This is a genomic window from Roseivirga pacifica (assembly GCF_900111145.1).
Lineage (GTDB): Bacteria > Bacteroidota > Bacteroidia > Cytophagales > Cyclobacteriaceae > Roseivirga > Roseivirga pacifica.
Genome location: NZ_FOIR01000001.1, coordinates 1721584 through 1747044, shown reverse-complemented (window position 1 = coordinate 1747044; position 25461 = coordinate 1721584). Strand labels below are relative to the sequence as shown.

The 25461-nt window shown below is 41.3% G+C and carries 26 protein-coding genes and 4 tRNA genes; 16 read left to right on the top strand and 14 right to left on the bottom strand.

The features are described 5' to 3' along the window. Window positions 1-96 precede the first annotated feature (96 nt). The 11 genes from rplL to BMW98_RS07750 all read right to left on the bottom strand — a co-directional run bounded on the left by rplL (window position 97) and on the right by BMW98_RS07750 (window position 5022). Complete coding sequence (rplL, locus tag BMW98_RS07800; RefSeq protein ID WP_090257941.1) at window positions 97-480, bottom strand: 50S ribosomal protein L7/L12; 384 nt, start codon at window positions 478-480, stop codon at window positions 97-99. A gap of 41 nt (window positions 481-521) precedes the next feature. Then, window positions 522-1055 (bottom strand): 50S ribosomal protein L10, encoded by a 534-nt coding sequence (gene rplJ / locus BMW98_RS07795; RefSeq protein WP_090257940.1) that lies wholly within the window; start codon window positions 1053-1055, stop codon window positions 522-524. A 2-nt stretch (window positions 1056-1057) separates the two neighbouring features. Then, a complete protein-coding gene (gene rplA, locus BMW98_RS07790; RefSeq protein ID WP_090257939.1) occupies window positions 1058-1756 on the bottom strand; it encodes a 50S ribosomal protein L1 in 699 nt (232 codons plus the stop codon). 11 nt (window positions 1757-1767) lie between these two features. Further along, a complete protein-coding gene (rplK, locus tag BMW98_RS07785; RefSeq protein WP_090257938.1) occupies window positions 1768-2211 on the bottom strand; it encodes a 50S ribosomal protein L11 in 444 nt (147 codons plus the stop codon). Between the two features lies 1 nt (window position 2212). Then, a complete protein-coding gene (gene nusG, locus BMW98_RS07780) occupies window positions 2213-2770 on the bottom strand; it encodes a transcription termination/antitermination protein NusG (RefSeq protein WP_090257937.1) in 558 nt (185 codons plus the stop codon). Between the two features lie 19 nt (window positions 2771-2789). Next, window positions 2790-2978 (bottom strand): preprotein translocase subunit SecE, encoded by a 189-nt coding sequence (secE, locus tag BMW98_RS07775; RefSeq protein WP_090257936.1) that lies wholly within the window; start codon window positions 2976-2978, stop codon window positions 2790-2792. 19 nt (window positions 2979-2997) lie between these two features. Continuing rightward, window positions 2998-3070: transfer RNA gene (locus tag BMW98_RS07770), tRNA-Trp, on the bottom strand. Between the two features lie 206 nt (window positions 3071-3276). Then, window positions 3277-4464 carry an elongation factor Tu gene (gene tuf / locus BMW98_RS07765; RefSeq protein ID WP_090257935.1) on the bottom strand — a complete coding sequence of 396 codons (1188 nt, stop codon included), beginning with the start codon at window positions 4462-4464 and terminating at the stop codon, window positions 3277-3279. Between the two features lie 154 nt (window positions 4465-4618). Then, window positions 4619-4690, bottom strand: a tRNA-Thr gene (locus BMW98_RS07760). Window positions 4691-4775: 85 nt separating this feature from the next. Then, window positions 4776-4848 (bottom strand) — tRNA-Gly (locus BMW98_RS07755). A 91-nt stretch (window positions 4849-4939) separates the two neighbouring features. Continuing rightward, a tRNA-Tyr gene (locus BMW98_RS07750) sits at window positions 4940-5022 on the bottom strand. A gap of 304 nt (window positions 5023-5326) precedes the next feature. Between BMW98_RS07750 and BMW98_RS07745 the strand changes: the two genes are divergently transcribed. Genes BMW98_RS07745 through frr form a run of 3 tightly spaced genes read left to right on the top strand, consistent with a single transcriptional unit; the run spans window position 5327 to window position 7110 of the window. Beyond that, a complete protein-coding gene (locus tag BMW98_RS07745) occupies window positions 5327-5824 on the top strand; it encodes an acyl-CoA carboxylase biotin carboxyl carrier protein subunit (RefSeq protein WP_090257934.1) in 498 nt (165 codons plus the stop codon). A 14-nt stretch (window positions 5825-5838) separates the two neighbouring features. After that, entirely contained in the window at window positions 5839-6543 is a 705-nt protein-coding gene (pyrH, locus tag BMW98_RS07740; protein ID WP_090257933.1) for a UMP kinase, read from the top strand. 6 nt (window positions 6544-6549) lie between these two features. After that, window positions 6550-7110 carry a ribosome recycling factor gene (frr, locus tag BMW98_RS07735; RefSeq protein WP_090257932.1) on the top strand — a complete coding sequence of 187 codons (561 nt, stop codon included), beginning with the start codon at window positions 6550-6552 and terminating at the stop codon, window positions 7108-7110. 49 nt (window positions 7111-7159) lie between these two features. Here the strand turns inward: frr and BMW98_RS07730 are convergent, their stop codons facing one another. Both BMW98_RS07730 and BMW98_RS07725 read right to left on the bottom strand, forming a co-directional pair. After that, window positions 7160-7582, bottom strand: coding sequence for a type II toxin-antitoxin system VapC family toxin (locus tag BMW98_RS07730; RefSeq protein WP_090257931.1), 423 nt, complete (start codon window positions 7580-7582; stop codon window positions 7160-7162). Beyond that, window positions 7582-7830 carry a DUF6364 family protein gene (locus BMW98_RS07725; protein WP_090257930.1) on the bottom strand — a complete coding sequence of 83 codons (249 nt, stop codon included), beginning with the start codon at window positions 7828-7830 and terminating at the stop codon, window positions 7582-7584. The genes BMW98_RS07730 and BMW98_RS07725 overlap by 1 nt, the downstream gene beginning before the upstream one ends. 253 nt (window positions 7831-8083) lie before the next feature. Here BMW98_RS07725 and BMW98_RS07720 point away from each other — a divergent pair, with 253 nt between their 5' ends. From BMW98_RS07720 to BMW98_RS07705, 4 genes are all read left to right on the top strand, one after another. Then, window positions 8084-8416, top strand: a complete 333-nt coding sequence (locus BMW98_RS07720) for a PadR family transcriptional regulator (RefSeq protein WP_090257929.1) — start codon at window positions 8084-8086, stop codon at window positions 8414-8416. After that, entirely contained in the window at window positions 8413-11040 is a 2628-nt protein-coding gene (locus tag BMW98_RS07715; protein ID WP_090257928.1) for an ABC transporter permease, read from the top strand. The genes BMW98_RS07720 and BMW98_RS07715 overlap by 4 nt, the downstream gene beginning before the upstream one ends. Before the next feature lie 167 nt (window positions 11041-11207). Then, window positions 11208-11546, top strand: coding sequence for a PadR family transcriptional regulator (locus BMW98_RS07710; protein WP_090257927.1), 339 nt, complete (start codon window positions 11208-11210; stop codon window positions 11544-11546). Continuing rightward, complete coding sequence (locus tag BMW98_RS07705; RefSeq protein WP_090257926.1) at window positions 11546-14137, top strand: FtsX-like permease family protein; 2592 nt, start codon at window positions 11546-11548, stop codon at window positions 14135-14137. The genes BMW98_RS07710 and BMW98_RS07705 overlap by 1 nt, the downstream gene beginning before the upstream one ends. Window positions 14138-14218: 81 nt before the next feature. Here the strand turns inward: BMW98_RS07705 and BMW98_RS07700 are convergent, their stop codons facing one another. Continuing rightward, window positions 14219-16045, bottom strand: coding sequence for a metallophosphoesterase (locus tag BMW98_RS07700; protein WP_090257925.1), 1827 nt, complete (start codon window positions 16043-16045; stop codon window positions 14219-14221). A 137-nt stretch (window positions 16046-16182) separates the two neighbouring features. Here BMW98_RS07700 and BMW98_RS07695 point away from each other — a divergent pair, with 137 nt between their 5' ends. The 9 genes from BMW98_RS07695 (at window position 16183) to BMW98_RS07655 (ending at window position 25460) form a co-directional block, all read left to right on the top strand. Next, on the top strand, window positions 16183-16902 hold the full coding sequence (locus BMW98_RS07695) for a hypothetical protein (RefSeq protein ID WP_090257924.1): 720 nt from the start codon (window positions 16183-16185) through the stop codon (window positions 16900-16902). Window positions 16903-16993: 91 nt separating this feature from the next. Next, complete coding sequence (locus BMW98_RS07690; protein ID WP_090257923.1) at window positions 16994-18499, top strand: S10 family peptidase; 1506 nt, start codon at window positions 16994-16996, stop codon at window positions 18497-18499. 52 nt (window positions 18500-18551) lie between these two features. Continuing rightward, complete coding sequence (locus tag BMW98_RS07685; RefSeq protein ID WP_170151086.1) at window positions 18552-20018, top strand: cryptochrome/deoxyribodipyrimidine photo-lyase family protein; 1467 nt, start codon at window positions 18552-18554, stop codon at window positions 20016-20018. Window positions 20019-20048: 30 nt separating this feature from the next. Continuing rightward, window positions 20049-20192 (top strand): DUF2256 domain-containing protein, encoded by a 144-nt coding sequence (locus tag BMW98_RS07680; RefSeq protein ID WP_090257921.1) that lies wholly within the window; start codon window positions 20049-20051, stop codon window positions 20190-20192. Then, window positions 20189-21721 carry a cryptochrome/photolyase family protein gene (locus BMW98_RS07675; RefSeq protein ID WP_090257920.1) on the top strand — a complete coding sequence of 511 codons (1533 nt, stop codon included), beginning with the start codon at window positions 20189-20191 and terminating at the stop codon, window positions 21719-21721. Before BMW98_RS07680 ends, BMW98_RS07675 begins: the two co-directional genes overlap by 4 nt. Then, complete coding sequence (locus BMW98_RS07670) at window positions 21718-22986, top strand: DASH family cryptochrome (protein ID WP_090257919.1); 1269 nt, start codon at window positions 21718-21720, stop codon at window positions 22984-22986. Before BMW98_RS07675 ends, BMW98_RS07670 begins: the two co-directional genes overlap by 4 nt. Window positions 22987-23104: 118 nt before the next feature. Further along, window positions 23105-23794 (top strand): ceramidase domain-containing protein, encoded by a 690-nt coding sequence (locus BMW98_RS07665; RefSeq protein WP_090257918.1) that lies wholly within the window; start codon window positions 23105-23107, stop codon window positions 23792-23794. A 114-nt stretch (window positions 23795-23908) separates the two neighbouring features. After that, window positions 23909-25093, top strand: coding sequence for an NAD(P)-dependent malic enzyme (locus tag BMW98_RS07660; protein WP_281492474.1), 1185 nt, complete (start codon window positions 23909-23911; stop codon window positions 25091-25093). Window positions 25094-25178: 85 nt separating this feature from the next. After that, window positions 25179-25460: a DUF427 domain-containing protein gene (locus tag BMW98_RS07655; protein WP_090257916.1), complete on the top strand. Its 282-nt coding sequence runs from the start codon at window positions 25179-25181 to the stop codon at window positions 25458-25460. Window position 25461: the final 1 nt, after the last annotated feature.

The window sequence follows — 25461 nt, the reverse complement described above, 5'->3', positions numbered from 1 at the left end:
GTACTAAACAAGTACAAACAGGAAAAGACCCGTGATCGCGAAGTCCTCGCAACCAGGGCCTGTTCCTAAATGCCATAAGAACTATGGCTAAACAAATTACTTAAGCTCTACTTCAGCGCCAGCTTCTTCAAGTTGCTTTTTCAACGCTTCTGCTTCGTCTTTAGCAACACCTTCTTTTATAGCTTTAGGAGCGCTATCTACGATTTCTTTAGCTTCTTTAAGACCTAGACCAGTTAATTCTTTAACTAGTTTTACCACTGCTAGTTTAGAAGAACCAGCTGCCTTAAGTACAACATCGAATTCTGATTTTTCCTCAGCACCGCCTTCGCCATCAGCACCACCTGCTGCTGGACCTGCTACTGCTACTGCAGCTGCAGCTGGCTCAATACCGTACTCATCTTTAAGGATGTCAGCTAACTCATTTACTTCTTTTACAGTCAAGTTAACTAACTGCTCTGCAAATTCTTTCAAGTCTGCCATTTTGATTATTTGTTATAAAGTTTTTAAATCTTGTTTTAATATTAGTTTTCGCGTTCAGATAACGTCTTAAGAATTCCTGCCAATTTACCTCCAGAACCTTTAAGGCCAGAGATAACGTTTTTAGCAGGAGATTGAAGCAATGTAATTACCTCACCGATAAGCTCTGCCTTAGATTTAAGTGAGCTTAACATATCTAAATTCTCTTCTCCGATAAAAAGATCAGTATCGATGGAAGCACCTTTCAATACCGGAGATTTACTACCTGATTTCTTACGGAATTCTTTGATTGTTTTCGCAGGAAGGTTAGCGTTCTCACCAGAGAACATAACACCTGAGAATCCTCTCAAAACACTCTCATCAAATGGGGCGTAGTCGGTATCCATTTTCTCCAACGCCTTTTGAATAAGTGTATTCTTAACTACTTTGTACTCGATTCCCTTCTCAAAACATAATCTTCTAAGAGCATTTGTTTGAGCTACCGACATTCCAGAAGCATCAGTAATGTAGAAATTATCGTTCGAAGAGAACTTAGCGTACAATTCGTCTATAACAATTGCTTTTTCTTCTCTAGTCATGATTACAATCCGGAAATAGAGTTTTTATCAATTTTAATACCTGGACTTTGTGTAGTCGATAGGTTGATGCTCTTAAAGTAAGTTCCCTTAGCTGAAGCTGGCTTCAGTTTAGAGATTGTTAGGATTACTTCAGCAGCATTCTCAGCAATCTTCTCTGGAGAGAAAGATGACTTACCAATGCTAGTATGAATAATACCAAACTTATCTACTTTAAAATCTATCTTACCGCCTTTTACATCGGTAACCGCTTTACCTACTTCTAAAGTCACAGTTCCTGCTTTAGGGTTTGGCATAAGACCTCTTGGCCCTAATACTCTACCTAAACGCCCTACTTTAGCCATTACTGTTGGCATTGTAATGATTACGTCAATATCTGTCCAACCACCTTCAATCTTAGTGATGTAGTCATCTAGACCTACGTAATCTGCCCCAGCATCTTTGGCTTCTTGCTCCTTATCAGGAGTACAAAGTACTAATACTTTTACCTCTTTACCAGTACCGTGTGGAAGGGCAACAACGCCTCTTACCATTTGGTCTGCTTTTCGAGGATCCACTCCAAGACGAACGTCAATATCTACTGAAGCATCAAAACTAGCGCTGTTAATTTCCTTAACAATACTAGCAGCTTCATTCAACGCGTACTGCTTGGCAGGATCATATTTAGTTAAAGCTTCTTTTTGCTTCTTTGTCAACTTTGCCATCTGTCAAATCTTTAGTTTTCCCAAGGTGCTGTACCAGTCACTCTTAAACCCATACTACGTGCAGTACCTGCTACCATTTTCATAGCAGATTCTACTGTGAATGCATTCAAGTCTGGCATTTTCACTTCAGCAATTTCCTTGACTTGATCCCAAGTTACACTACCTACCTTGTTACGGTTAGGCTCAGGTGACCCCTTTTTCTTCTTCGATGCTTCTAAAAGCATTACCGGAGCAGGAGGAGTTTTGATAACAAAGTCAAATGACTTATCAGAATAGATAGTAACGAGTACAGGAAGAACCTGACCCATTTTATCCTGACTACGTGCATTGAATTGCTTACAGAACTCCATAATGTTAAGTCCTTTAGCACCAAGTGCTGGACCTACCGGTGGAGAAGGGTTGGCTTGGCCTCCCTTTACTTGCAACTTCAGATAACCAGAAATTTCCTTAGCCATCTTAATCTTGTTTTTCTACTTGCATGTAACTTAATTCCACAGGAGTATTTCGACCGAAGATTTTAACCATAACGTTAAGTTTTCTACGCTCTTCAAATACTTCCTCAATCGTACCCGTAAACCCACTGAAAGGACCGTCCATTACTTTAACGGTCTCTCCGACTATATATGGACTATCTAGTTGCTCGTCAAAATCATCAATCTCCTCGACCTTACCTAAAATACGATCGACTTCGCCTTGACGTAATGGAACTGGCGGAGTGGAAGCATCGCCAGCCTTTTGACCTAAAAACCCTATAATACCGGGAATATTTTTAATTAGGTGAACTACTTCACCGTTGCTCAAATCAGCCTGAACCATAACATAACCAGGGAACATGTTACGATCTCTTGAACGCTTTTTACCGTTGCGGATTTCGTACACTTTTTCTGATGGGATTAAAACCTGTGGAATGTGGCTAGAAAATTGCTCTCTTTCGACCTCGTTTTCTAAATACTCCTTGGCTTTTCTCTCCTGACCAGAAACGGCCCTTACCATATACCATTTAAGTTCAGACATATTCTAAGCGCTTAATTTCTTATAGGTTGTAAAACAAATCCATGACATTGTCGAAGCCCAAATCAATTACACCAATCAACAGTGCAAAGATCAAAGAGGCTACTAGCACCAATACTGAACTACTCTGAAGATCCGAATATTTCGGCCAGCTTACTTTATGTCTCATCTCATCTGCAGACGAAACGATAAAAGACTTCAACTTACTCATAGGTTTTTACTTCTATTTGCACGGGCGGTAAGATTCGAACTCACGACCCTTGGTTTTGGAGACCAATGCTCTACCAGCTGAGCTACACCCGTGTATGTATATTCACTAAAAATTTTACGATTACCAGCCTTTGCCAGCTCCCGTTTTAAACGTCTTTTTCAGTTTGAAAAAGACACTTGCCACACTACAGCAACCACAAACGGGCTGCAAATGTAGAGAAATATTATTAATGAAACAAACGCGCTCCCGAAAAATCGAGAACGCGTTTGGAATTATTTATTTCTATTCCTTAGAAGGATTAGTCTAGAATCTCAGTTACCTGACCGGCACCTACTGTTCTACCACCTTCTCTGATAGCGAAACGAAGTCCTTTTTCAAGAGCAACAGGGTTGATCAAGTTAACTTCGATAGTTACGTTATCACCTGGCATTACCATTTCGATATCTGCAGGAAGTTTGATCTCACCAGTTACGTCAGTTGTTCTTAAGTAGAACTGAGGACGGTACTTGTTAAAGAAAGGAGTGTGACGACCACCTTCTTCTTTAGAAAGAACGTAAACCTCTGCTTTGAAGTGAGCGTGAGGAGTTACAGAACCTGGCTTACAGATGATCATACCTCTTTTGATATCAGTTTTCTCGATACCTCTAAGCAATAGACCTACGTTGTCACCAGCCTCACCTCTATCCAAAATCTTACGGAACATCTCTACACCAGTGATAGTAGACTTAAGGCCTTCTGCACCCATACCGATGATATCTACAGGATCACCAGAGTTGATTACACCTCTTTCGATTCTACCAGTAGCTACAGTACCACGACCAGTGATCGAGAATACGTCCTCAACAGGCATCAAGAAGTCTTTGTCAGTCAAACGCTCTGGAAGCGGAATGTAATCATCAACAGCAGCCATAAGCTCTTCGATCTTACCTACCCACTTGTCATCACCGTTCAATCCACCAAGAGCAGAACCCTGAATTACAGGAATGTCATCACCTGGGAATTCGTAGAAAGAAAGCAATTCTCTTACTTCCATTTCAACTAGCTCAAGAAGCTCTTCGTCATCAACCAAGTCAACTTTGTTCATGAACACAACAAGAGCAGGAACACCTACCTGGCGAGCCAAAAGGATGTGCTCTCTTGTTTGAGGCATTGGTCCATCAGTAGCTGCAACCACAAGGATAGCACCGTCCATCTGGGCAGCACCAGTAACCATGTTCTTTACGTAGTCAGCGTGACCTGGACAGTCAACGTGAGCATAGTGTCTGTTTGCAGTTTGATATTCAACGTGCGAAGTATTGATAGTGATACCTCTTTCTTTCTCTTCAGGAGCGTTGTCAATAGAAGAGAAGTCTCTTAGTTCAGCAAAACCAGCTTTTGCAAGAACTGTAGTAATCGCTGCAGTTAAAGTGGTCTTACCGTGGTCAACGTGACCGATAGTACCAATATTAACGTGCGGCTTGGAACGGTCAAAGGTTTCTTTAGCCATGATTGTAAATTAGTTAATATTAATTGTAAATTTTAATTTCTATTTAAGAGCAAACACTCTTATTATACCGTAATGCGATACAAAACCCAATCCTTTCAGTATTAAGTCCTGATCGCACAAATAATTCAACATACACAGCCCCTAAGGACCATTGAGCCAATGACGGGATTTGAACCCGTGACCCCTTCCTTACCAAGGAAGTACTCTACCCCTGAGCTACATCGGCTTTTCTGTTTTAAGCTTAAAGTCTCTCGTTATTAAGTTCTTAAAAACCGAAACTCAAAACCTTGAACTTTCAACTCAAAGGATTGAGCGGGTGACTGGGTTCGAACCTGCGACCTACAGCTTGGAAGGCTGTCGCTCTACCAACTGAGCTACACCCGCTTGTTCATCGAAGCCTTGCGTAGAAGAACTTGTTCTTCAATATCAAAACTCTAATGAAGTGTGCTCTTTGCTAAAGCTTAAGAGCACAATGTGGGGGGAGAAGGATTCGAACCTTCGAAGTCATAAGACAACGGATTTACAGTCCGTCCCAGTTGGCCGCTTTGGTATCCCCCCAGTTGATTTCTCAGTATGTAAATGAACTTTTCAAGTGCCCCTCTCTGCAAAAGGGACTGCAAAATTAGACCCTTTTTTATTTTATTCAAACATTTAGAAAAAAAAGATCGTTGCTTTTTGTTACCGGTGCAATTATCGGGCTTTACGCTGAATAAACATCGATTTTCTTCAAAAAAAATCTTCTAAAAAAGAGTTCAACATTTACTCCCCCCAATTTTCAAATAGTTATCTATATTTGCGTGGTTGTCTTTACAGCATTGCACAAGTTTAATCTTAAAACCTAAAGCAACTCCTTATACAACATATGTATACTTCTAAGACAAAAGACGGCAAAGAAGCCACACTTGAGTTTTCCAATAATCAGTTACTTTTTAACGGACAGTCACTCGACTTTCAGATTAGCAAAAACCAATACGGTCATTATCAATTCACTAAGGATGGAACGACTGTAAAGGCAGAGATATTGGAAGTGGATGAAGCCAAGAAAAAATTCATTATTCAGGTAGGTAGAGGCCGCTACCCAATTAGCTTAAAAGACGACACGGACTTGCTACTAGAAAAGCTTGGCATGTCGCACTTGCAAGAACAAACATTAAAAGACATAAAAGCACCAATGCCTGGGTTGATTCTAGATATTTTGGTTGAGCCTGGTCAAGAAATTAACAAAGGCGACCAAGTTATGATTCTGGAAGCGATGAAAATGGAGAACGTTTTAAAATCTCCGGGCAGCGGAACCATTTCTTCTATTGAAGTAGAGAAAGGGCAAAGTGTAGAAAAAAATAGCATTCTGATAAAATTTTAATCGAGGGAGAGGAAATGGCATATAAGAGAATACTCTTAAAACTTAGCGGTGAAGCACTAATGGGCGAGCAGAATTATGGAATTGATTCTGCAAGACTAGAACAATACGCTAAAGACATAAAACAAATACACGACCAAGGCATAGAAGTAGCTATAGTAATTGGTGGTGGAAATATTTACAGGGGTGTTCAGGCCGAAAAATCTGGTATTGACCGCGTACAGGGCGATTACATGGGCATGCTAGCCACTGTAATTAATGCCATGGCCATTCAGAGTACACTGGAAAAGCACGGCATGTATACCCGCTTAATGTCGGGTATTAAAATGGAAGCTGTTTGCGAACCATTTATTAGAAGAAGAGCCGTGCGTCACCTAGAAAAGGGGCGCGTTGTTATTTTTGGAGCAGGTATTGGTAACCCATACTTCACTACCGACTCTACGGCCAGCTTAAGGGCCATTGAAGTAGAGGCCGATGTGGTTTTGAAAGGTACACGTGTAGACGGAGTATATACAGCAGACCCAGAAAAAGATCCTAACGCAACTAAATTTGATAACCTGACCTTTGACGAAGTGATTAAGCAAGGCTACAATATTATGGATATGACAGCCTTTACACTTTGCCATGAAAACAATGTTCCAATCATTGTTTTTGATATGAATAAAAAGGGCAACCTTCAGAAATTGGTTTCTGGAGAAAAATTGGGAACTTTAATCAGCTAATTAATCATGGAAGAGATAGAATTATATTTGGATACTGCCAAAGAAATGATGGAAAAGGCAGTGGATCATGCCAAAACCGATTTAGCAAAAATTAGAGCAGGTAAAGCCATGCCAAGCATGCTCGATGGACTAATGGTTGAATATTACGGCACTCCTACTCCAATTAACCAAGTAGCTTCTGTAACTACTCCGGATGCGCGTACCCTATTTGTTAAACCATGGGAGAAAAGCATCATATCAGAAATTGAAAAGGCCATAATTAACAGTGACCTAGGCTTTAACCCACAAAATGATGGTGAAAGCATTATTATAAACGTGCCACAGCTTACTGAGGAGCGCAGGGTTCAGCTTACTAAGCAAGCCAAAGCGGTAACCGAAAACGGCAAAGTTTCTGTAAGAAATGCACGAAAAGAAGCCAATGACGAGCTGAAGAAGCTTTTGAAAGATGGAGTTTCTGAAGATATGGTAAAAGGTGCTGAAGACGATGTGCAGCAGCTCACTGATAAGTTCACCAAAAAAATGGACGACCTTCTAGAGCACAAGGAAAAAGAAATTATGACCGTGTAAACGGCAACCTCAAATCAACAACTAAAAAGCACTCAATCGAGTGCTTTTTTTATTTAAAGATATAGGTCTTTAGAAACTCTTCCGAAGAAAGCACAGGCATCTCCGAAAAGTAAAAATCACCTCCGTTTTCTGTGACAATACAGCTACAGCCAGCTTCAACAGCTGCATAATATTGAAATCCATCCTCCACATCTTCTACTTTAAGGTTTCTCATAGCTTTATGAATTGCAGCGGTATCAATGGATGCAACAGTAATGTGCTCGCTCAAAATCGCTAGCTTCTTTTTGGCCATCTTTCGCCCCGATTTCTTTGAGGCAAAGTAAAACCCTATGGCCAAACAGAGTGGGCTGGTATAAAGCTCAACCCCTTTCAAAGCGCCTGAAGAAAGTACCCTTGAAGAATAAGTAAACAGCGGATACTCCTTATTGAGTACCGATACAATCACATTGGCGTCAACGAAAGCGCTAACCATTACTTCTTTTCATAAAAATCTGCCTTGGAGATTTTACGGGGTTTGGTATGGTACTCGGCCTGCCCCTCGGCAACTGCATTTACCCAATCTGCAATCGGAAAGTCTTCCAGCGAATTGTAGCTATTGGAAGTTATTTGACGATAGAGGTATTCTGTAAGGCGCGAAAGGCTAATATTATGCTGTTCTGCAAATGCCTTTGCTGACGAAATTACTTCTTGATCGAAACTGAGGGTAACCTTTGCATCCATAGCTTTAAAGTTATACGACAAAGTTATAAATTTTATACGTAACTGAAAACAGGCTGCATAGCCAAAGGTTCGGGGCACCAACTGGCCAACTCAGCACCAGTAATTTACAACTCAGTACACTAGGCTTTTACAAAGCAAAGATGATCCTTACCTATGCAAGGTGAAGATTGAATCAAGCATATATTCACTATTTGTATAAAATTGATTTTAGCCATATTTATTTTTTATACATTTAATGAATAAATAAAATAATATGAAAGGAACGAACCTTGGAGAGTTTGAAGAATTGGTACTGCTAACCATTGCAGCCCTAATGGAAGAAGCTTATAGCGTTTCTATTTGCGATGAGATTGAAAAGGTATCGGGGCGCGAGGTAAAACTTAGTGTGGTACACGCTGTATTGAATCGACTTGAGAAAAAAGGCTTTGTTAATTCTCACCTAGGCGAGCCTACATCCGAAAGAGGCGGTCGCAGAAAACGCTTCTTCACGGTAACGCATGCCGGAAAAGTAGCCCTAACAAAAATAAAGGAACAGCGCGACCAGCTTTGGAGCGTAATTCCTGAATTCAAACTCAACTTTATATGAACAATAAAAGTATTCAACCACCCAAATGGGCCAATCGATTACTCGAATGGTACTGCAAGCCGAGCCTCTTGGAGGATCTGCAGGGTGACTTATATGAATACTTTGAACGTGACTTAAAAGAAAAGGGTAAACGAAGAGCAAGAATCAATTACACGGTCAATGTATTGAAGTTCTTCAAACCCTATACCATTAAAAAACTCGAAATACTAGATCAATTAACTCAATTCATCATGTTTAAAAATTACTTCAAAACATCGCTAAGGAGCATAGCTAGGAACAAGCTATTCTCTGCCATTAACGTTTTTGGCTTGGCCGTAAGCATGTCAGTATGCCTGCTTATGATCTCTATTTACACCGAAATATCGGACTACGACCGCTTTCACCAAGATGTTAATAACCTGTACAGGATCAACAATTTTCAACAGTACATGGAAAGTGAGCCAAATCGCTTTGCCTCCACCTCGCTGTACTTGGGCAAACGCATGAAAGAGGATGTGCCGGGAATAGGTGCAATTACCCTATTGAGACGCAATGCAGGTGGAGATGCCACGGTGGGCGAAAACACCTTCCCCATTTCGGCCATATATGCAGATGAGGGTTTCTTTGATGTGCTGACCTTCTCTTTAATAAGAGGTAACAAATCTACTGCGCTTTTAGAGCCCAACAGCATAGTAATTACCGATGAAACAGCAGAAAAGCTTTTTAAAGGATTAGACCCCTTAGACCAAGTGCTGAAGCTTGGTAAGGAAGATTTTAAAGTTACAGGCGTAGTGGAAAAGCCTCCATTCAACTCACACATGAAGTTTCAGGCATTGGTATCCATGGCTACGCATGAAAAACGAATGAACGAAGAGTATGAAGACTCCAATTGGCTAAACTTTAGCAGCATGTGGATGTACTATATCTACTTCCGCCCAGAGCAGGGAGCCGCCATTAGCGATATTCAGGCACGGCTCGACATAATCTGTGACGAGGAAAACGAAAAGATGGAACACACCACCATCACCACTACTATTCAGCCCATTACCAACATAATGACCGGCCCTTCTAACATCTCCAACCAAATTGGGAGTAGTATGGGCAGAGAGGTACTTTTGATTCTTGCCGGCCTCTCATTCATTGTAATTCTTTCAGCTGCTTTTAATTACACCAACCTTTCCATTGCCCGATCGCTCAGGAGATCAAAAGAAGTAGGCATTAGAAAGGTTGTAGGTGCCAAAAAGGGTCAAGTATTCAATCAGTTTATTGTAGAAGCCTGCATTATATCTATCGGTTCTTTAATCATTTCCTATTTCCTGTTTTTCCTACTAAAGCCCCTGTTTTTAACCGTAAATCCTAATATTCAGGAAATTGTAAAACTTGAAACCAACGCGAGTCAACTCGTTTACTTCTTGCTATTTGCCCTAATTGTGGGTTTGGTAGCCGGTTTTTTACCAGCCATGTTTCTTTCCAAACTGAAAGCCATAACCGTACTCAAAACCGATTCTAACACTAAACTCTTTTCAAGGATAACGCTAAGAAAATCGCTACTCGTTGTTCAGTTCACCTTATCGCTAATGTTCATTATTGCGGCCTCTATTGCGAACAAACAGTTTAAGTACGCCATGAATTACGACCTTGGCTTTACTACAGAAAACGTGCTAAATGTGCAACTTGAGGGCAACGATGCAGCAGACATAGAAGCTATCTTTAAACGCATACCAGAGGTTCAAGAGATTTCAAGAACCTCACACGTATTGAGTGTTGGCAGTACTTATGGCACGCAAATGTTTAGCGAAGACAAGCTCGATTCGGGCACAGTATATTACTCCTCTATAGACCATAAGTATATTCCGATGATGGAGCACCGCCTATTGGCAGGCAGCAATTTTCCAGAAAAAAGCGCTGTAGAAAAAGAAGAGAGCATTATACTAAACGAAACAGCTCTTAAGAAGTATAACCTTGGCACGCCTGACGAAGCCATTGGTAAAATTGTGGAGTTTGACGACCAAGACTTAATGATTATTGGTGTTGTTGAAGACTTTAACAATCAAACAATACTATCGAAAATTGAACCCTTTGCCTTTAGGCACAACTTAAGTGACACTTATGTATTGAGCCTAAAGCTTTCTTCGAACGACATAATTGTTACCAGGGATAAGATTAAAGCCGAATGGGACGCCTTTGATAGCGTTCACGAATTTAACGGTTCATTTTACAAAGACAATATTGAACGCGCCTACCAAGAGTTTTCAACGCTGACCACCATCATTGGTTTTTTGGCCTTCTTAACCATATGTATTGCATCGCTTGGTTTGCTAGGCATGGGTGTATATACAGCTGAAACAAGGCTAAAGGAAATTAGCATTCGCAAGGTACTGGGCGCTACAGAAGGTAGTTTGGTAAAACTACTTTCAAAAAGTTTTATGCTGCTGCTATTGCTTGCCGCAGCCATTGCACTTCCCATAACTTACTTCCTATTCGATGCGGTAATTCTTGTAAACCAAGCTTACAGGGCGCCTATTGGCGTACTAGAACTCTCAGTAGGTGTAGTCATCATTTTTGCCATCGGATTTGTAACCATAGGCAGTCAAACATGGAAGGCAGCCAAAGCTAACCCTGCACAAACGCTACGCAGCGAATAACTCTTTTTGATTTATCAACCAGGCGGCTTGAAAATGAACATTCCCTTTTCAAGCCGCCTTGCTATTCCGCCCTCCTCCTAAAACACTTAAAGTCAATATTTCCCTATTACCTCTTCATTTAAGAATTTAATATTCTATATTTAGTCTTCATTTAAGAACTAAATAAAATGAAGGGTACATACCTCGGTGAATTTCAGGAGATAGTCTTGCTCACAATTTTAGTGCTGGACGAAAATGCCTATGGCGTTTCCATTCAAGAAGAGATTGGTGAACGCACTGGTAGAGCTGTAAGCCGCGGTGCATTACACACGGCACTCACAAGGCTTGAAGAAAAAGGCTTCATCCAATCGGAATATGGTGGTGCAACTGCCGAGCGTGGCGGTAGAAGAAAGCGGTTTTACCAAGTAACCAACTTGGGTAAAAGTGCGCTGGAAGAGGCCAAAACTTTAAGAGAAGATTTGTGGAGCAGCGTTCCGAAAGTGGCACTTCAAAAAGTTCAGGGCTAATGGAAAGCAATCAAACACCACGATTCTGGAGTAAACTCTTTAAATGGTTCTGCAACGATAGCCTTTATGAAGAACTACAGGGCGACTTAGAAGAAGCATACATAAACAACACCAATACCAGAGGAGCAAAAAAAGCCCGGTCCATTTATCGGAAAGAGGTGCTTCGCATGATCAGGCCTTCGGTAACTAAAAAAACAAAACTTCCGCACATGATCAGTCAAGCCTTTATTTTCCATTACTTCAAAGTCAGCTTTAGAAACCTAAAGAAACACTTTGCTTACAGCATACTTAATGTGTTGGGATTTGCCGCTGCCTTGGCTGTTTGTCTTTTCTGCATTAACGCCATTTACTCTAATCATCAGCTTGATCAAAAATTCACTGATAAGGAGCGTATTTATCGCGTATCACTAAAGATAAACGATCAATTTGGGCCAAACCTTAGCGCCAAATCTCAAATCCCGCTAGCCAATAAACTTGAGACCACTTTGCCTGAAATTGAGTCACTGGGTTTGATTCAAATGCAGGGAGAACCTATGAGTGCCTACTTGCTGAAAGGGCAGCGCGTAACGTTTAAAGTAGACAAAGTGAACGAAGACTTTTTTAAAGTCTTTGATTACGAAATGATACTTGGCAATGTGAATGACCTATTCGCCAACCCAAGTAACATTATCATTACCAAGTCAATGATGGACAAGTATTTCACCCCAGAAACAGTCATCGGGAAAAAACTTGGGAAGTACATTATCAGCGGAGTGATTGAAGACCCATCCAAAGTTTCTCACATCGACTTCGAAATCCTGAACAGCCAATACAAAGACCACACTGCGTCTAGTTATTATACTAGCTGGAATTCGTACTATTTTCAGCAACTATACATCAAATTACAGCCGAATACTTCTCACGAGTTGGTGAGTGAAAAACTTCACAGCATGGCAGCCGAAGTAAATGAGGAACTGAAAGGTAACAAGCAAAACGCTACTTATGATTTTGTGCTAGAGCCATTAACCTCGCTTGCCCAATCAGACGCCAGCTTTAACAATGCCGTACTCTTAAACAGCAACGCGCAGAAAGCTGCGAAAATACTGATCGTGGTTTTGCTGGCCATCGCAGCATTTAACTACACCAACCTCGCCATGGCAGGCGCACTTTCTCGCACTAAAGAAGTTGGCGTAAGAAAGGTAATGGGTAGTAAAAGAACCCAGCTTATCATTCAATTTTTGATAGAAACCACTTTGCTCACCCTATTCGGTTTTGTCTTTGGCTTGTTGATATTTTGGCTACTCGCACCAAGTTTCGCTTCTTTTTCTGATTTCACTTTTCAAACGACCTTAAGCTTTGGTCAAGTAGCTATTTTCTTTGGTTTCGCTTTAGGCGTAGCGTTTATTTCTGGGCTTATTCCAGGCCTATTCTTCTCTCGAATATCTGTGCTTGGCCTATTTAAAACAAACGTATCGCAGCGTAAACTTTCTTTACAAACCTTAAAGAAAGGCCTCATTGTGTTTCAAGTATCACTGAGCCTATTGGTTTTTACACTAGGCTTTATCTTGCTTAATCAAGCTCATTTGATCAACAAACAGAAGTCTCCGTTCACAGGTGAAAACATTGTAGCCATAGAACAACCATCATCAGACTCACTCGGTATAGTTTTCCATCACAACCTTAACAAAATTTCAGGAGTAGAATCTGTAACCAGCCTTAGTCAAGTTCCATTTGGAACAGATGCGCCTTCCTATCGATTAGAAAAGCATCACTTAGAGAACAAAGAAAAGTTTGAGTCTGTAAGGATATTACAAGCTGATAGCGGTATTATTAGCATTTTCAAAGACCAGATAGAATGGCACAGCGGTAATGACTACAAAAATGAAAAAGCATACTTTCTTGTCAACAAGGCGTTCGAAGAACAAATAAGCGATTCGTTAAAAAACTATAGAGAAGGAAGCTATTCTATTGGCACAGACTTTTTTCCTGTTTTTGGAACAATTGACAATCTAAACTTAGGCGACCCAATTAGTGAAACTAGGCCTTCTGCAATTTTGGTCTACAACGCTCACAGGTATTCGACCTTATTGATAAAGCTAAATAACACCAGTTTTAAAAACACCCTCTCGGAAATTGAAGCCATGTTCCAAAATAGCTTCCCTGAAGAATCATTCTTTCCGCTCTTCTTAGATGATATCCTTTACAATCGCCTGAGACAATTTAGAAGCATTGTCCGTTCATTCATCTTTATCTTTTCTGCCATTATCGCTATCACCTTAATGGGGCAAATCGGCATGGCGATGTACAGTGCACAAACAAAGGAAAAAGAAATCGGGATTAGGAAGGTGCTTGGCGCCAGCTTTAAGCAAATCACCAGCTTGTTACTGAAGGGAACATATGTGCAACTGCTTATTGCAGGTTTAATTGCCTGCCCCCTAGCCTACTATATTTTTAATGAGTTAAAGCCCGATTTCACTGTGCCATTGCAAGTTCAATTCTATCATTTACTGGCAGCGTTTATCAGTTTCGCCCTACTTATTATTGCTTTGGTTACCAGTCAAACCTGGAAAACCAGCAATGCTAACCCGAGCGAAATACTCAGGAATGAATAGTTTTGTTTGAAGGCGAATCGATTAGAAGATTTGAGCATATAGTAGACACTACTCAAATCTTCCAATCAACTTTCAAATCCTTTATTTTTTAAACATGCCTGAGCCAACAAAGCTCTCTGCACTATTCCAAAGCGGCCTCCAATAAATGGTCGTCTCATGCATTTTATCTTTGTCAAAATCGGTCTGATAAGCATTAATGCGCAGGTACTTCCAATTAGCCCCCTGTTGTTCCATCACATAGCTTATTGGAATCGCAACTTCAACAGTATAGCCATTATTGGCTGGTTTAGTTACTACTTTGGTGCCTTCCGGTAAGCGGTTAGCTCTAAATACTTCATTGTTCAATTTACCGTTGCTCAATGGACTTGTGCTTATAGCCAAAGCGCCCCAAGTAGCCTGTGCGCTATCCATGCCCTTGGCATCTAAAATGAAATGAAAGCCATCTTGGCGTGCAGGATTTACACTTCGCACACCATCAATATCATCATCCTGCACATTGGCAGCCAGGTACACATAGTCCTTGTCATAAGCCACATCAAATTGAAAGGCAGCATCCTTACTACCTTGATGTGAAAACGGATCAGTCTTGATTGATTTCCCAACTCCCGACTGTTTGCTCAGCTTTCCCCAGTCACTCAAGTCGCCATCAACTTGAATCGTTTTGGAGGCAATAGCAGACCAACTTTCAGGGCGAATACCATAATTGAAATCAGCCTTTACTTCTGGTGAATTACTCGGCTTGTAAACAAAGTTCCCTTTAAGAGTAAGATTGTTAAACTCGGCTACCAAATCGGTTTTAAAAGACTCCAATTCAACGTCTATCAGTTCGACTGAGTTGGGTGCCACCTCTATGCTACGCTTGCCCCATGTGGGAAGTAAATTAGGGTTATAATCGAAAGACAAGTCGGCCGTCATTGGCACATTGCTGTCGTTGGTCAGCTTCAATTTTAATACAGCATTTTTAAATTCGCCACCATCAATCAATACAGGGCTAATTTTTAGCGGGCTGTTACTTACCATTGGGCTGAAAAAAGCTTTGCTCTCATCCGTTACCATGTCTTCCCTCCAAATTCCTTCCAATTGAAGGTTCGCCATAATTGGCCCCTCGTCTGTCATGGTAATCCAAACCACATGATCGAACTCTCCTAACTCCGGACCTCGCAAAGAACTACCGCCACCGGTGGTAGCCAATATGTAATATTTACCATTATTGCGCTCATACTGCACATAAGCATGGCGGTGCCCGGCATAAACAGTGTGTTCTCTGTCTACTAGAAGTTTTTCAACTTCAGGCCACATAAGCGTTTCGGCCTCTTGCGCCCAAAGCGGCTGATGTAAAAAGAACATCGTCCATTTTACATCTTGGTTTTCGGCCAAAGTCTTTTTTATCCAATCATATTGCTCTTTGCCTATCGTTCCCCTGCCCGACCCTCGGTAATTATCCTCCGAATTCAAGCACATAAAAAGTACATCTTGGTAAACAAACGAGTAATATGTTTTGCCATACAATTCCTTCCACTTATCCTCCATCACCTTATTGGTGATATCGTGATTGCCCGGCACATAAAAGAATGGCATTTGCAACTGATCAATGAATCCATTGAACTCTTCCCATTCTCTATCCAGCCTTTCCTCATTAGTGGTATAGCCCTCAATCAAGTCGCCCACACTCATTACAAATTCTGGCTGAAGCAGATTGAGTTTCTTCACACCATCTAAAAATACACCCGGTCTGTGCCCTCCCGTTCTGTCGGTTACAATGGCAAATTGAAAATTTTTGGGATTGTTGTTTAGGTCGAGGCTAGTGTACGGCTTGGGACCAGTAATAGACTCAATTTTTACGGTAGCCTGCTGCCCAATTGCCGTAAAAGTGGCAATAAGTAAGGCGATGGAAAGTAGCTTTTTCATAGTTAAGGTTGATGTATGGTAAATTTAGTTTTCTCAAAAACCTCAATTCTAATCAGCGTATTAAGTTTTGATTATCTAATTTCTAAGCACTTAAGCAGAAAAGTTTTAGTTTAGAATGCTCTTCAACCAAAGCACAAATGTCAACACGCAAACTGAAACTTAATTGGCGCTACGCCATTGGCGAAATCATTCTCATTTTTATCGGCATAAGCCTAGCCATTGCCTTTCAAAACTGGAACGACAACAGAAAGGAAAATAGACAACTGGCAGGTTACCTTTCTACCATCTCCAAAAACCTGCAATCAGATGTGGTTGCCATTGAAGTTTACGGCAACTTCAGAAGACAAATTGCTAAAAATGGCCAGCGCCATATGGAGCTGTTTTTAAAAGACTCTGTGTCTTTAGAAGTATTCACCGAAACCAGCAGCATCTTAGGAGAAAGCTACCTAAGGCTAGACATGACAGGATTTGAAGCACTCAAAAACTCGGGCTACTTTAGCAACCTGCAAGGAACAGAAATTGAAAGTTCTCTTTTAGAATATTACCAACTCTTTAACGACATTCACGAGCAAGAAATAAGCTTTAACAACTTTGTGGAGAACATGGAGTATAGGATTTACAATATCGACTCAGATGACCTGAGAAACTTCTTTTCGGCATCCGAAGGACTTCAAAGCGGACGAACTTCTCTAACTCGGCAAGAACAGAAAGCTGTTGAAATAGCCTTTAACAACGCCAACATTATTGCCATTATGCAGCGTGCTGCAGACCTAAACGAGCCGTATCTTTCAAAATACGATAGTCTAAAGAGTAAAGCAGAAACATTAATAGAACTGATAGATAATAAAATTAATTAAGGCCAATCTGTCACCCCATTAGAAAAAAGCCCCTTCTACTTTTATAATCTTTTGATTAGCTTAAGGTTATCACAATTCAACCTTAACTATTATGCTTAAAAGAATACTCTTCCTTTTCGCATTTGTCATTTTTCATCAGACATATGCACAAGAAACAAGCCCTAAGCCAATAGAGCGGCCAACTCCTCCCGTTAGCTCTTCAGGCGCTGTAAAAATCGATGGAGAAACCATCAATTACACCGCCAAAGCTGGCACCATGCCGCTCCGCAATGAAAACAACGAAGTAATCGCGCACTTTGGCTTTACAAGCTATACTAAAGAAGGAGGTGCTAGCGACCGACCAATCATGTTTGCTTATAATGGTGGCCCTGGCTCTTCATCATTTTGGTTGCATATGGGGCTTTTAGGACCAAAGCGCATTGCCGTTGACGACCCTAACTTTAACAAAGCAGCCCCTTACCAGATAGTAAATAACGACTATTCAATTCTCGACATAGCAGACTTGGTTATGATCGACCCTGTGGGTACTGGCTTGAGTGTTCCTGCCGGGGAGGCAGAATTCAAAGACTTTTGGGGTGTTGATCAGGATAGTAGAAGTATTGCGCTTTTTATTACTCAATACTTAATAAATGAAGGCCGAATGAATTCCCCTAAGTTTTTACTGGGAGAAAGCTATGGGACTTTTAGAAATGCTACCGTAATGAATAGGCTGCTAAACCAAGGAGTAGCTATGAATGGCGTCATCATGGTTTCGGCAGTTTTCGACCTAAGAACATTGATGTTCCCTCCAGATGATGACATTCCTTATATTGTAAACTTCCCTACTTATGCTGCTACCGCCTTCTACCATAAAAAAGTGCAAGGCAATTGGAATAACATGGACTCTTTTGTACAGGAAATAAGAACTTTTACTGAAGAAGAATATATGCCGGCCTTGTTTAAAGGAGACCAAATAAGCGGTGCTGACAAACAAGCCATGGCAACAAAACTAGCCAACTACACAGGCACTAAAGCCGACTATTGGTTGAAAGCCGACTTAAAAGTCACGGCAAGCGAATTCTTTGCAGAATTTTTAAGAGATGAAGATAAGATCGTTGGCCGCTTAGATTCTAGATACATAGGCCACAGCTTTGATGGCATTGCACAAAACGGAGCCTACGACCCGCAGAGTTCGGCCATTTCACCCGCTTATATTCAAGGCTTTTTGCACTACCTACATAACGACCTTGGGGTGAGCAAAAATCAAATGTACACCATTACTGCTGGCCGCAGACCCGGCTTTAACTGGGATTGGTCGCATGCAGGCAATGGTGGCTGGGGCGGAAGCATGGCAGCTATTAACACCGGACCAGATATGGCCGAAGCGTTAACAAAAGACCCGAATATGAAGATGTTGGTTCTAAACGGCTATTTGGATATTGCCACAGTATTTTATGGTGTGGAGCATTCTTTAAATCATCTCGGTTTACCAAAAGCTGTAAAAGACAACATTACAATGAAGTACTATGAGGCTGGCCACATGATGTACACGGATATGGCCTCATTAATCAAAGTAAAAGAAGATCTTTCCGAATTCATTAAAGGCGCACTGAATTAAACTTTCGGTAACAAGACCAAACAATTACAATGGATATTTGCTTTAGCCACTGGTGAAAAAGCAGATATCCATTGTTTGGTTTAAGCGGGACCTCCGCCTAAGGGATCATGCACCACTCAAGCAAGCCATTGAGTCTCAAACTCCACTAGTGCTCTTATATTGCTTCGAGCCTGATCTAATAAAAAACCCTCATTATGATATTCGTCACTGGCGGTTTGTTTGGGAGTCTCTTGCCGACATGCAAGTACTACTCTCCAAATTCAATCAAAACTTGGAAATTGTACACGCACCATTCACCAAGGTACTTTCAAAGCTAAACGAGGCCTATGGCATCAAAGCAATTTATTCCCACGAAGAAACGGGACTCCAAGTGACTTATAATATTGACAAGTGGGTGAATAGATTCTGTCAAGAACACAGAATTGATTGGCATGAAACACCCAACAACGGAGTAGTTCGTGGGCTAAAGAACAGACAATCGTGGGTAGACAATTGGTACAAATCAATGCAAGAAGATATTCAAACGCCCGATTTAAGTCGACTTAAAACCATAAAAACAGATAAAAGTACATTCACTAGTTTCGCCAATAGTATCCCACCAGTATTCCAAGAGCGTAACGAGTACTTTCAACCAGGCGGTGCAACTTATGCGAATAAGTATCTCAAGAGCTTTCTCAACGAGCGAGTTGCCAGATACAACAGTTCCATTTCGAAGCCTGAGGCCAGCCGAACAGGCTGCAGTAGAATTTCGCCTTACTTAGCGTGGGGAAACATTAGCCTGAAGGAAGTTTACCAAGCCAGAATGGCTGCAAAAAAGGCAGAACAAAACCTAAGAAACCTAGCAGCTTTCGGTTCGCGCTTACAGTGGCACGATCACTTTGTTCAGAAATTCGAGTCGGAAGACCGCTATGAGTTTGAAAACATTAACCGCGGTTACAACCAATTGAATAGAACGCACAGCCCAACACTTTTTGAAGCTTGGAAGAATGGCCGTACTGGAATCCCCATGGTTGATGCTTGCATGCGCTGCCTTCATAAAACAGGCTATATCAATTTTAGAATGCGGTCCATGTTAGTCAGTTTTCTAACACATCATTTATGGCAACACTGGAAAGAAGGAGCCGTTTATTTGGCCTCTCAATTCTTAGACTTTGTACCGGGTATTCATTACACCCAATTTCAAATGCAAGCCGGAACAACTGGGATAAATACCATTAGAATTTACAACCCAATTAAACAGGGGCAAGACCATGACCCCGATGGCGTGTTTATTAAAAAATGGCTGCCTGAACTCGCAAATATTCCTGCACAATACATTCACGAACCATGGAACATTCCACCAATTGAAGCGCAACTTTTAGGCATATCGCCATCAGTCCTAAAGCCACTAGTAGATATAAAGCAGGCTGCCGAACATGCCAGAAAAGCACTTTGGAAGCACAAAAAATCGGATTTAGTTAAGAAAGAGGGACAAAAGATATTAGCCAAACACACCCTGCCCAACCGAAAAATGCAGTAACATTTCATTAAACAAGCTGTTTACAGCTAAATGAAAAAAGGACACCTGCCGACTAAAATTTGCATTGTCTGCAACAGGCCATTCGAATGGCGCAAAAAATGGAAAGACTGTTGGGAAGAAGTCCGCTACTGTAGCAATAGATGCAGGGGAAACAGGCAAACTATTAAAGCATGAAAACGCTCAGACTCCTTCTTGGTGATCAGTTGAACCAAAACCATTCTTGGTTTAAAAAGACAGACCCTCAACATATATACGTGTTGATGGAAATGGAGCAAGAGCTCAACTATACCACACACCATATTCAAAAAATCATCGGCTTCTTTTTGGCCATGCGAAGTTTTGCCGGCATGCTCGAAAACAAAGGGCACCAAGTGATTTATCTAAAACTGGATGAAAAGGAGAACCAACAGAAGCTAACCAAAAACCTAAGAAACTTAATTGAGGAGCACAACATTGAAAGGTTCGAATACCAATTGCCAGACGAGTACCGGTTAGACAAGCAACTCTGTGAATTTTGCAAAGACCTATCCATCGAAACATCAGTATTCGACACCGAACATTTTCTAACCGAACGAAACGAATTAGAGCGCTTCTTCGGGGGAAAGAAACAACTTCTGATGGAACCCTTTTACCGAATGATGCGCAAAAAGCATGATGTGCTCATGGACAATGGCGAACCCGAAGGCGGCAAGTGGAATTACGACCATAAAAACCGCAACAAAATGCCTAAAAACACTCAGGTTCCACCACCAAAAACTTATGCTAAAAAGGTAAATGACTTAGTAAACCTACTTGAATCGAGAGGAATTAAATCGATTGGCTCGGTAGCTCAAGAGAACTTCATTTGGCCTACAACAAGGGAAGAGGCGCTCGATTTACTCGAATATTTCTGCAAAAACCTGCTAAAAGACTTTGGCACATATCAGGATGCCTTAACCACCAAAGGTTGGTCACTTTTTCACTCCAGGCTTTCCTTTGCGCTCAACATAAAGCTCATCTCAACAAAGGAAGTAATTGAAGCTGTAGAAACATATTGGCGAAATCATCAGGAAGTCATTCCACTATCATCAGCCGAAGGTTTTATTCGCCAAATACTAGGTTGGCGCGAATATATGCGCGGAATCTACTGGATGCACATGCCTGAGTATTCTCGTGAAAATTACTTCGCGAACAATCGTGCCCTCCCCTCTTGGTTTTGGAACGGCCAAACAAAAATGAAGTGCCTTTCGCACAGCATCCAGCAGTCGCTCGAGCATACCTATGCACATCACATACAGCGATTAATGGTAACAGGAAACTTCGCATTGCTCGCAGGTATTCATCCCGATGAAGTTGACCAGTGGTATTTAGGTATTTATATAGATGCCATTGAATGGGTAGAAATTACCAACACCAGAGGTATGAGCCAGTATGCCGATGGTGGTATAGTAGCTACCAAACCTTATGTCTCTTCGGCCAACTATATGCACAAAATGAGTCACTACTGTGAACAGTGCCATTACAACTACAAGGCAAAAACGGGCGAAGGATCCTGTCCCTTCAATAGTCTCTATTGGAATTTCATAGATCAGCATCGTACCAAGCTTTCAAAAAACCCTCGCATGAGTATGATTTACAGAGTTTGGGATAAAAATTCTGCAAAAGATCAAAACCAAATACTTGAACAAGCAGCTCTTTACTTAGACAAAATTGAGGAGTTATGAGTACGGTAGTGTATTGGTTTAGAAATGATTTGAGGCTGGAAGACAACCCTGGTTTTAAGGCTGCGGTAGAGGAGAATACGGCTGTAATCCCTGTTTATGTTTTGGATGAAAGCTGGCTTTATAAAACACAGTTCGGCATAAAACGCATGGGTAATTTTAGGCTGAACTTCCTTTTAGAGTCGTTAAGCGAGCTAAAAGAAAACCTCAAAGCCATTGGTAGTGATTTACTCGTGAAAGTTGGCAACCCATTGGAACAAATTCCCGCGATATATCAACAGTATAACTGCGCAGGGGTATATGCACAAGCCCTGGTTGCTTATGAAGAAACCACACTTCAAACCGCACTCAACCACCTTGTTCCATGCAAATTTGTTTGGGGGCATACATTATTTCACGAGCGATACCTACCTTTTCGGATTATCGATACACCTGGCGTTTTTACAGATTTCAGAAAGGCGGTTGAAAAAAACGCAAAGGTGAGACCTGTAATCAAGTCACCCCTCAATGTCAAAAGTCCCGATAACTTCGGGAATGAAGTACCTACTCCAGAAAAGCTCGGCTTTGAAAGACCTTTTTACGATGAAAGAAGTGTGCTAAACTTTGCTGGGGGCGAATCTCAAGGCTTGGAAAGACTGAACTACTATTTATGGGAAAAGGAATTACTCTGCAACTACAAACAAACCCGAAATGGCCTGATTGGTGGTGACTATTCAAGCAAATTCTCTCCCTGGCTAGCACACGGCTGTATATCGCCAAGGCAGATATACTGGCAAGTGAAAAAATTCGAAAAATACATTAAGAAAAACAGCTCTACCTATTGGCTCATTTTCGAATTGATTTGGAGAGATTTCTTTCAGTTTGTAGCACTACAGCATGGTGCTAAACTCTACCGAAGAAAAGGCATAACCAGCAAGGAGAAAATAACATGGAGTACCAATAAGCATTTTCATCTTTGGGCCGGTGGCCAAACCACCGAACCATTTGTAGACGCCAACATGAATGAACTCAATCGCACGGGCTTTATGAGCAACCGAGGTAGACAAGTTGTGGCCTCTTACCTTATTCATCGCATGCGGATTGATTGGCGCTTGGGAGCAGCATACTTTGAAAAAATGCTGATCGATCACGATCCTGCATCTAACTATGGCAACTGGCTTTATATTGCTGGTATTGGCAATGACCCAAGAGGTGGTAGAGAATTCAATATTGAAAGACAAACACAACAGTACGATGCCGAAGGAAATTACGTCAAACTCTGGGCGTAACCATATTTTAAGCACAATACCGCATCACTGACAATTTGAAATTATTTATTCATCAAAAACCCAAGTGTAACACAACTTTCGTAAGTTAATACGTGTTAGTGTCAGGAAATACGCGGTGATGTTTGGACCATTTCAAATTACAGATGGAGGACCTTGGTATGCCGAAACGCATATTACGGACAATCTAATTGTTGAGCCTTGGAACGCTTTTTCTTCCTTGGCCATAGCTGCCCCTGCAGTTTACTTTCTTTGGAAGATTAGGAAGAATCCTCTTCAGTATAAATTTCTGCTGCTTTGCATTCCACTACTTTTCTTAAATGGATTGGGCAGCACGCTCTTTCATGGATTGCGAACGTCCAGAATATTTCTTTACATGGATTTTATGCCAGCCCTTTTGCTCACATTATGCATTACGGTTTACTTTTGGGCCAAAGCACTGCCAAAATGGTGGATGGGCCTGTTGGCTGTAGCTCCAGTTTTCCTTCTTCGTTTTGGCATTATTCAGTGGTTCCCAGGGCAAGGCGGCATCAATACATCTTATACTATAAGTGGTGTATCTTTTCTGCTCCCTATTTTTCTTATCCTCAGAAAATACGAGTACAAAAAGTCTTACAACATAGTTATAGGCGCCATATGCTTTGTGCTGGCTATTTACTTCAGGCAGGTAGATCAGGATTTCACAAACATCTTTTCTTTCGGAACTCACTTTCTTTGGCACATATTTTCTGGAATTGGCGCCTATTTTCTAGCAGATTACCTCTATTTCATAAGAAATCAAGAATTAAAGATGGAAGCCAAATTATCCTGACTTAAATTCGCACCCTCAATAACAAATAGGCCATTTGGCCATACATCAACGAACTAACCTATTGAAAATATCATGGACGATGTTTATAAACGGTCGGTTGAACTGCATAAACAAATGCAGGGCAAAATTGAAATGACCAACAAAATCCCTGTAGATAATTCCGAAACACTTTCTTTAGTATACTCTCCTGGCGTGGCCCAGCCTTGCTTGGAAATTGAAAAGGACGAAGAAAAAGCCTACGACCTAACCATGAAAGGCAACACCATTGCGGTGGTTACCAATGGTACGGCAGTACTTGGGTTGGGCGATATTGGACCAACAGCGGCTCTTCCGGTAATGGAAGGTAAAGCCATGCTCTTCAAAAAATTTGCTGGTATAAATGCAGTTCCAATCTGTATCGACAGCAAAAATACCCGCCACATTATCGAAACCATTAGGAGGATTTCTCCTGCTTTTGGTGGTATTAACCTTGAGGATATCAAGGCACCAGAAAGCTTCGAAATTGAAGAGAAGCTTCAAGATATTGGTATTCCGGTTTTTCATGACGATCAGCATGGAACAGCAATTGTAACTTTAGCCGCCCTAATTAATGCTGCCAAAGTAGTTGGCAAAGACATTAACGAAATGAAAGTGGTAATTAACGGTGCCGGTGCCGCTGGTATTGCAATTGCCAAACTTCTTCGTTGCTTTGGTATCGACTCTGACCTTTGCATGTCGGTTAAGCAATTGATTGTTTGCGATAGCAAAGGCTCAATCCACAGGTTCAGAAGAGACCTTAACAAAGCTAAAACCGAACTTTTGAAATACTCTAACTTTGATGATGTTGACGGTTCAATCCAAGAAGTAATCAAAGGAGCTGATGTATTCATTGGTGTGAGTAAAGGTAACTTGCTTACTCAGGAAGACATTAAAAACATGGCCGATAAGCCTATCATTTTTGCAATGGCCAACCCAACTCCTGAGATTATGCCAGCAGATGCAAAAGCCGCAGGTGCAGCAGTAGTAGGCACAGGCCGTAGCGATTTCGCCAACCAGATCAACAATGTGTTGGCTTTCCCAGGCATTTTCAAAGGAGCACTTTTAGCCCGAGCAAGTACAATTAGTACCGAAATGAAATTGGCCGCTGCACACGCCATTGCCAAGTATGTAGAAAATCCTACTGCCGAAGAAGTTATTCCTTCTGCCTTAGACACTTCAATGGCAAAAGTGGTAGCCGAAGCCGTAGAGCAAAGTGTTTATCACGAACGCGAAATGGCCAAGCGCATTGCCGATGCCGATGCTGAGTATGACGCACTTTAGTCGTTAATAGGACATTTTAAAACATTGGGCGCTTTTGTTCTGAACAAAGGCGCCTTTTTTATGCTTTAGTAGTAAAATAAAAAGTATGAAAGCTATTTGGAATGATGCTGTACTGGCAGAAAGTGACGAGACTATTCTGATTGAAGGAAATCATTACTTCCCTTCTCAATCAATTAACAAAGCTTACTTTAAGTCTTCCGAAACGCACACAAATTGCCCATGGAAAGGTGAAGCGAGCTATTACACCCTAATGGTTAACGGTAAAGAAAATATCGATGCAGCGTGGTATTACCCTGAGACCAAAGAACTAGCCAAACCCATAGAAGGAAGAGTAGCCTTTTGGCGTGGGGTAGAAATTGTAGCATAAA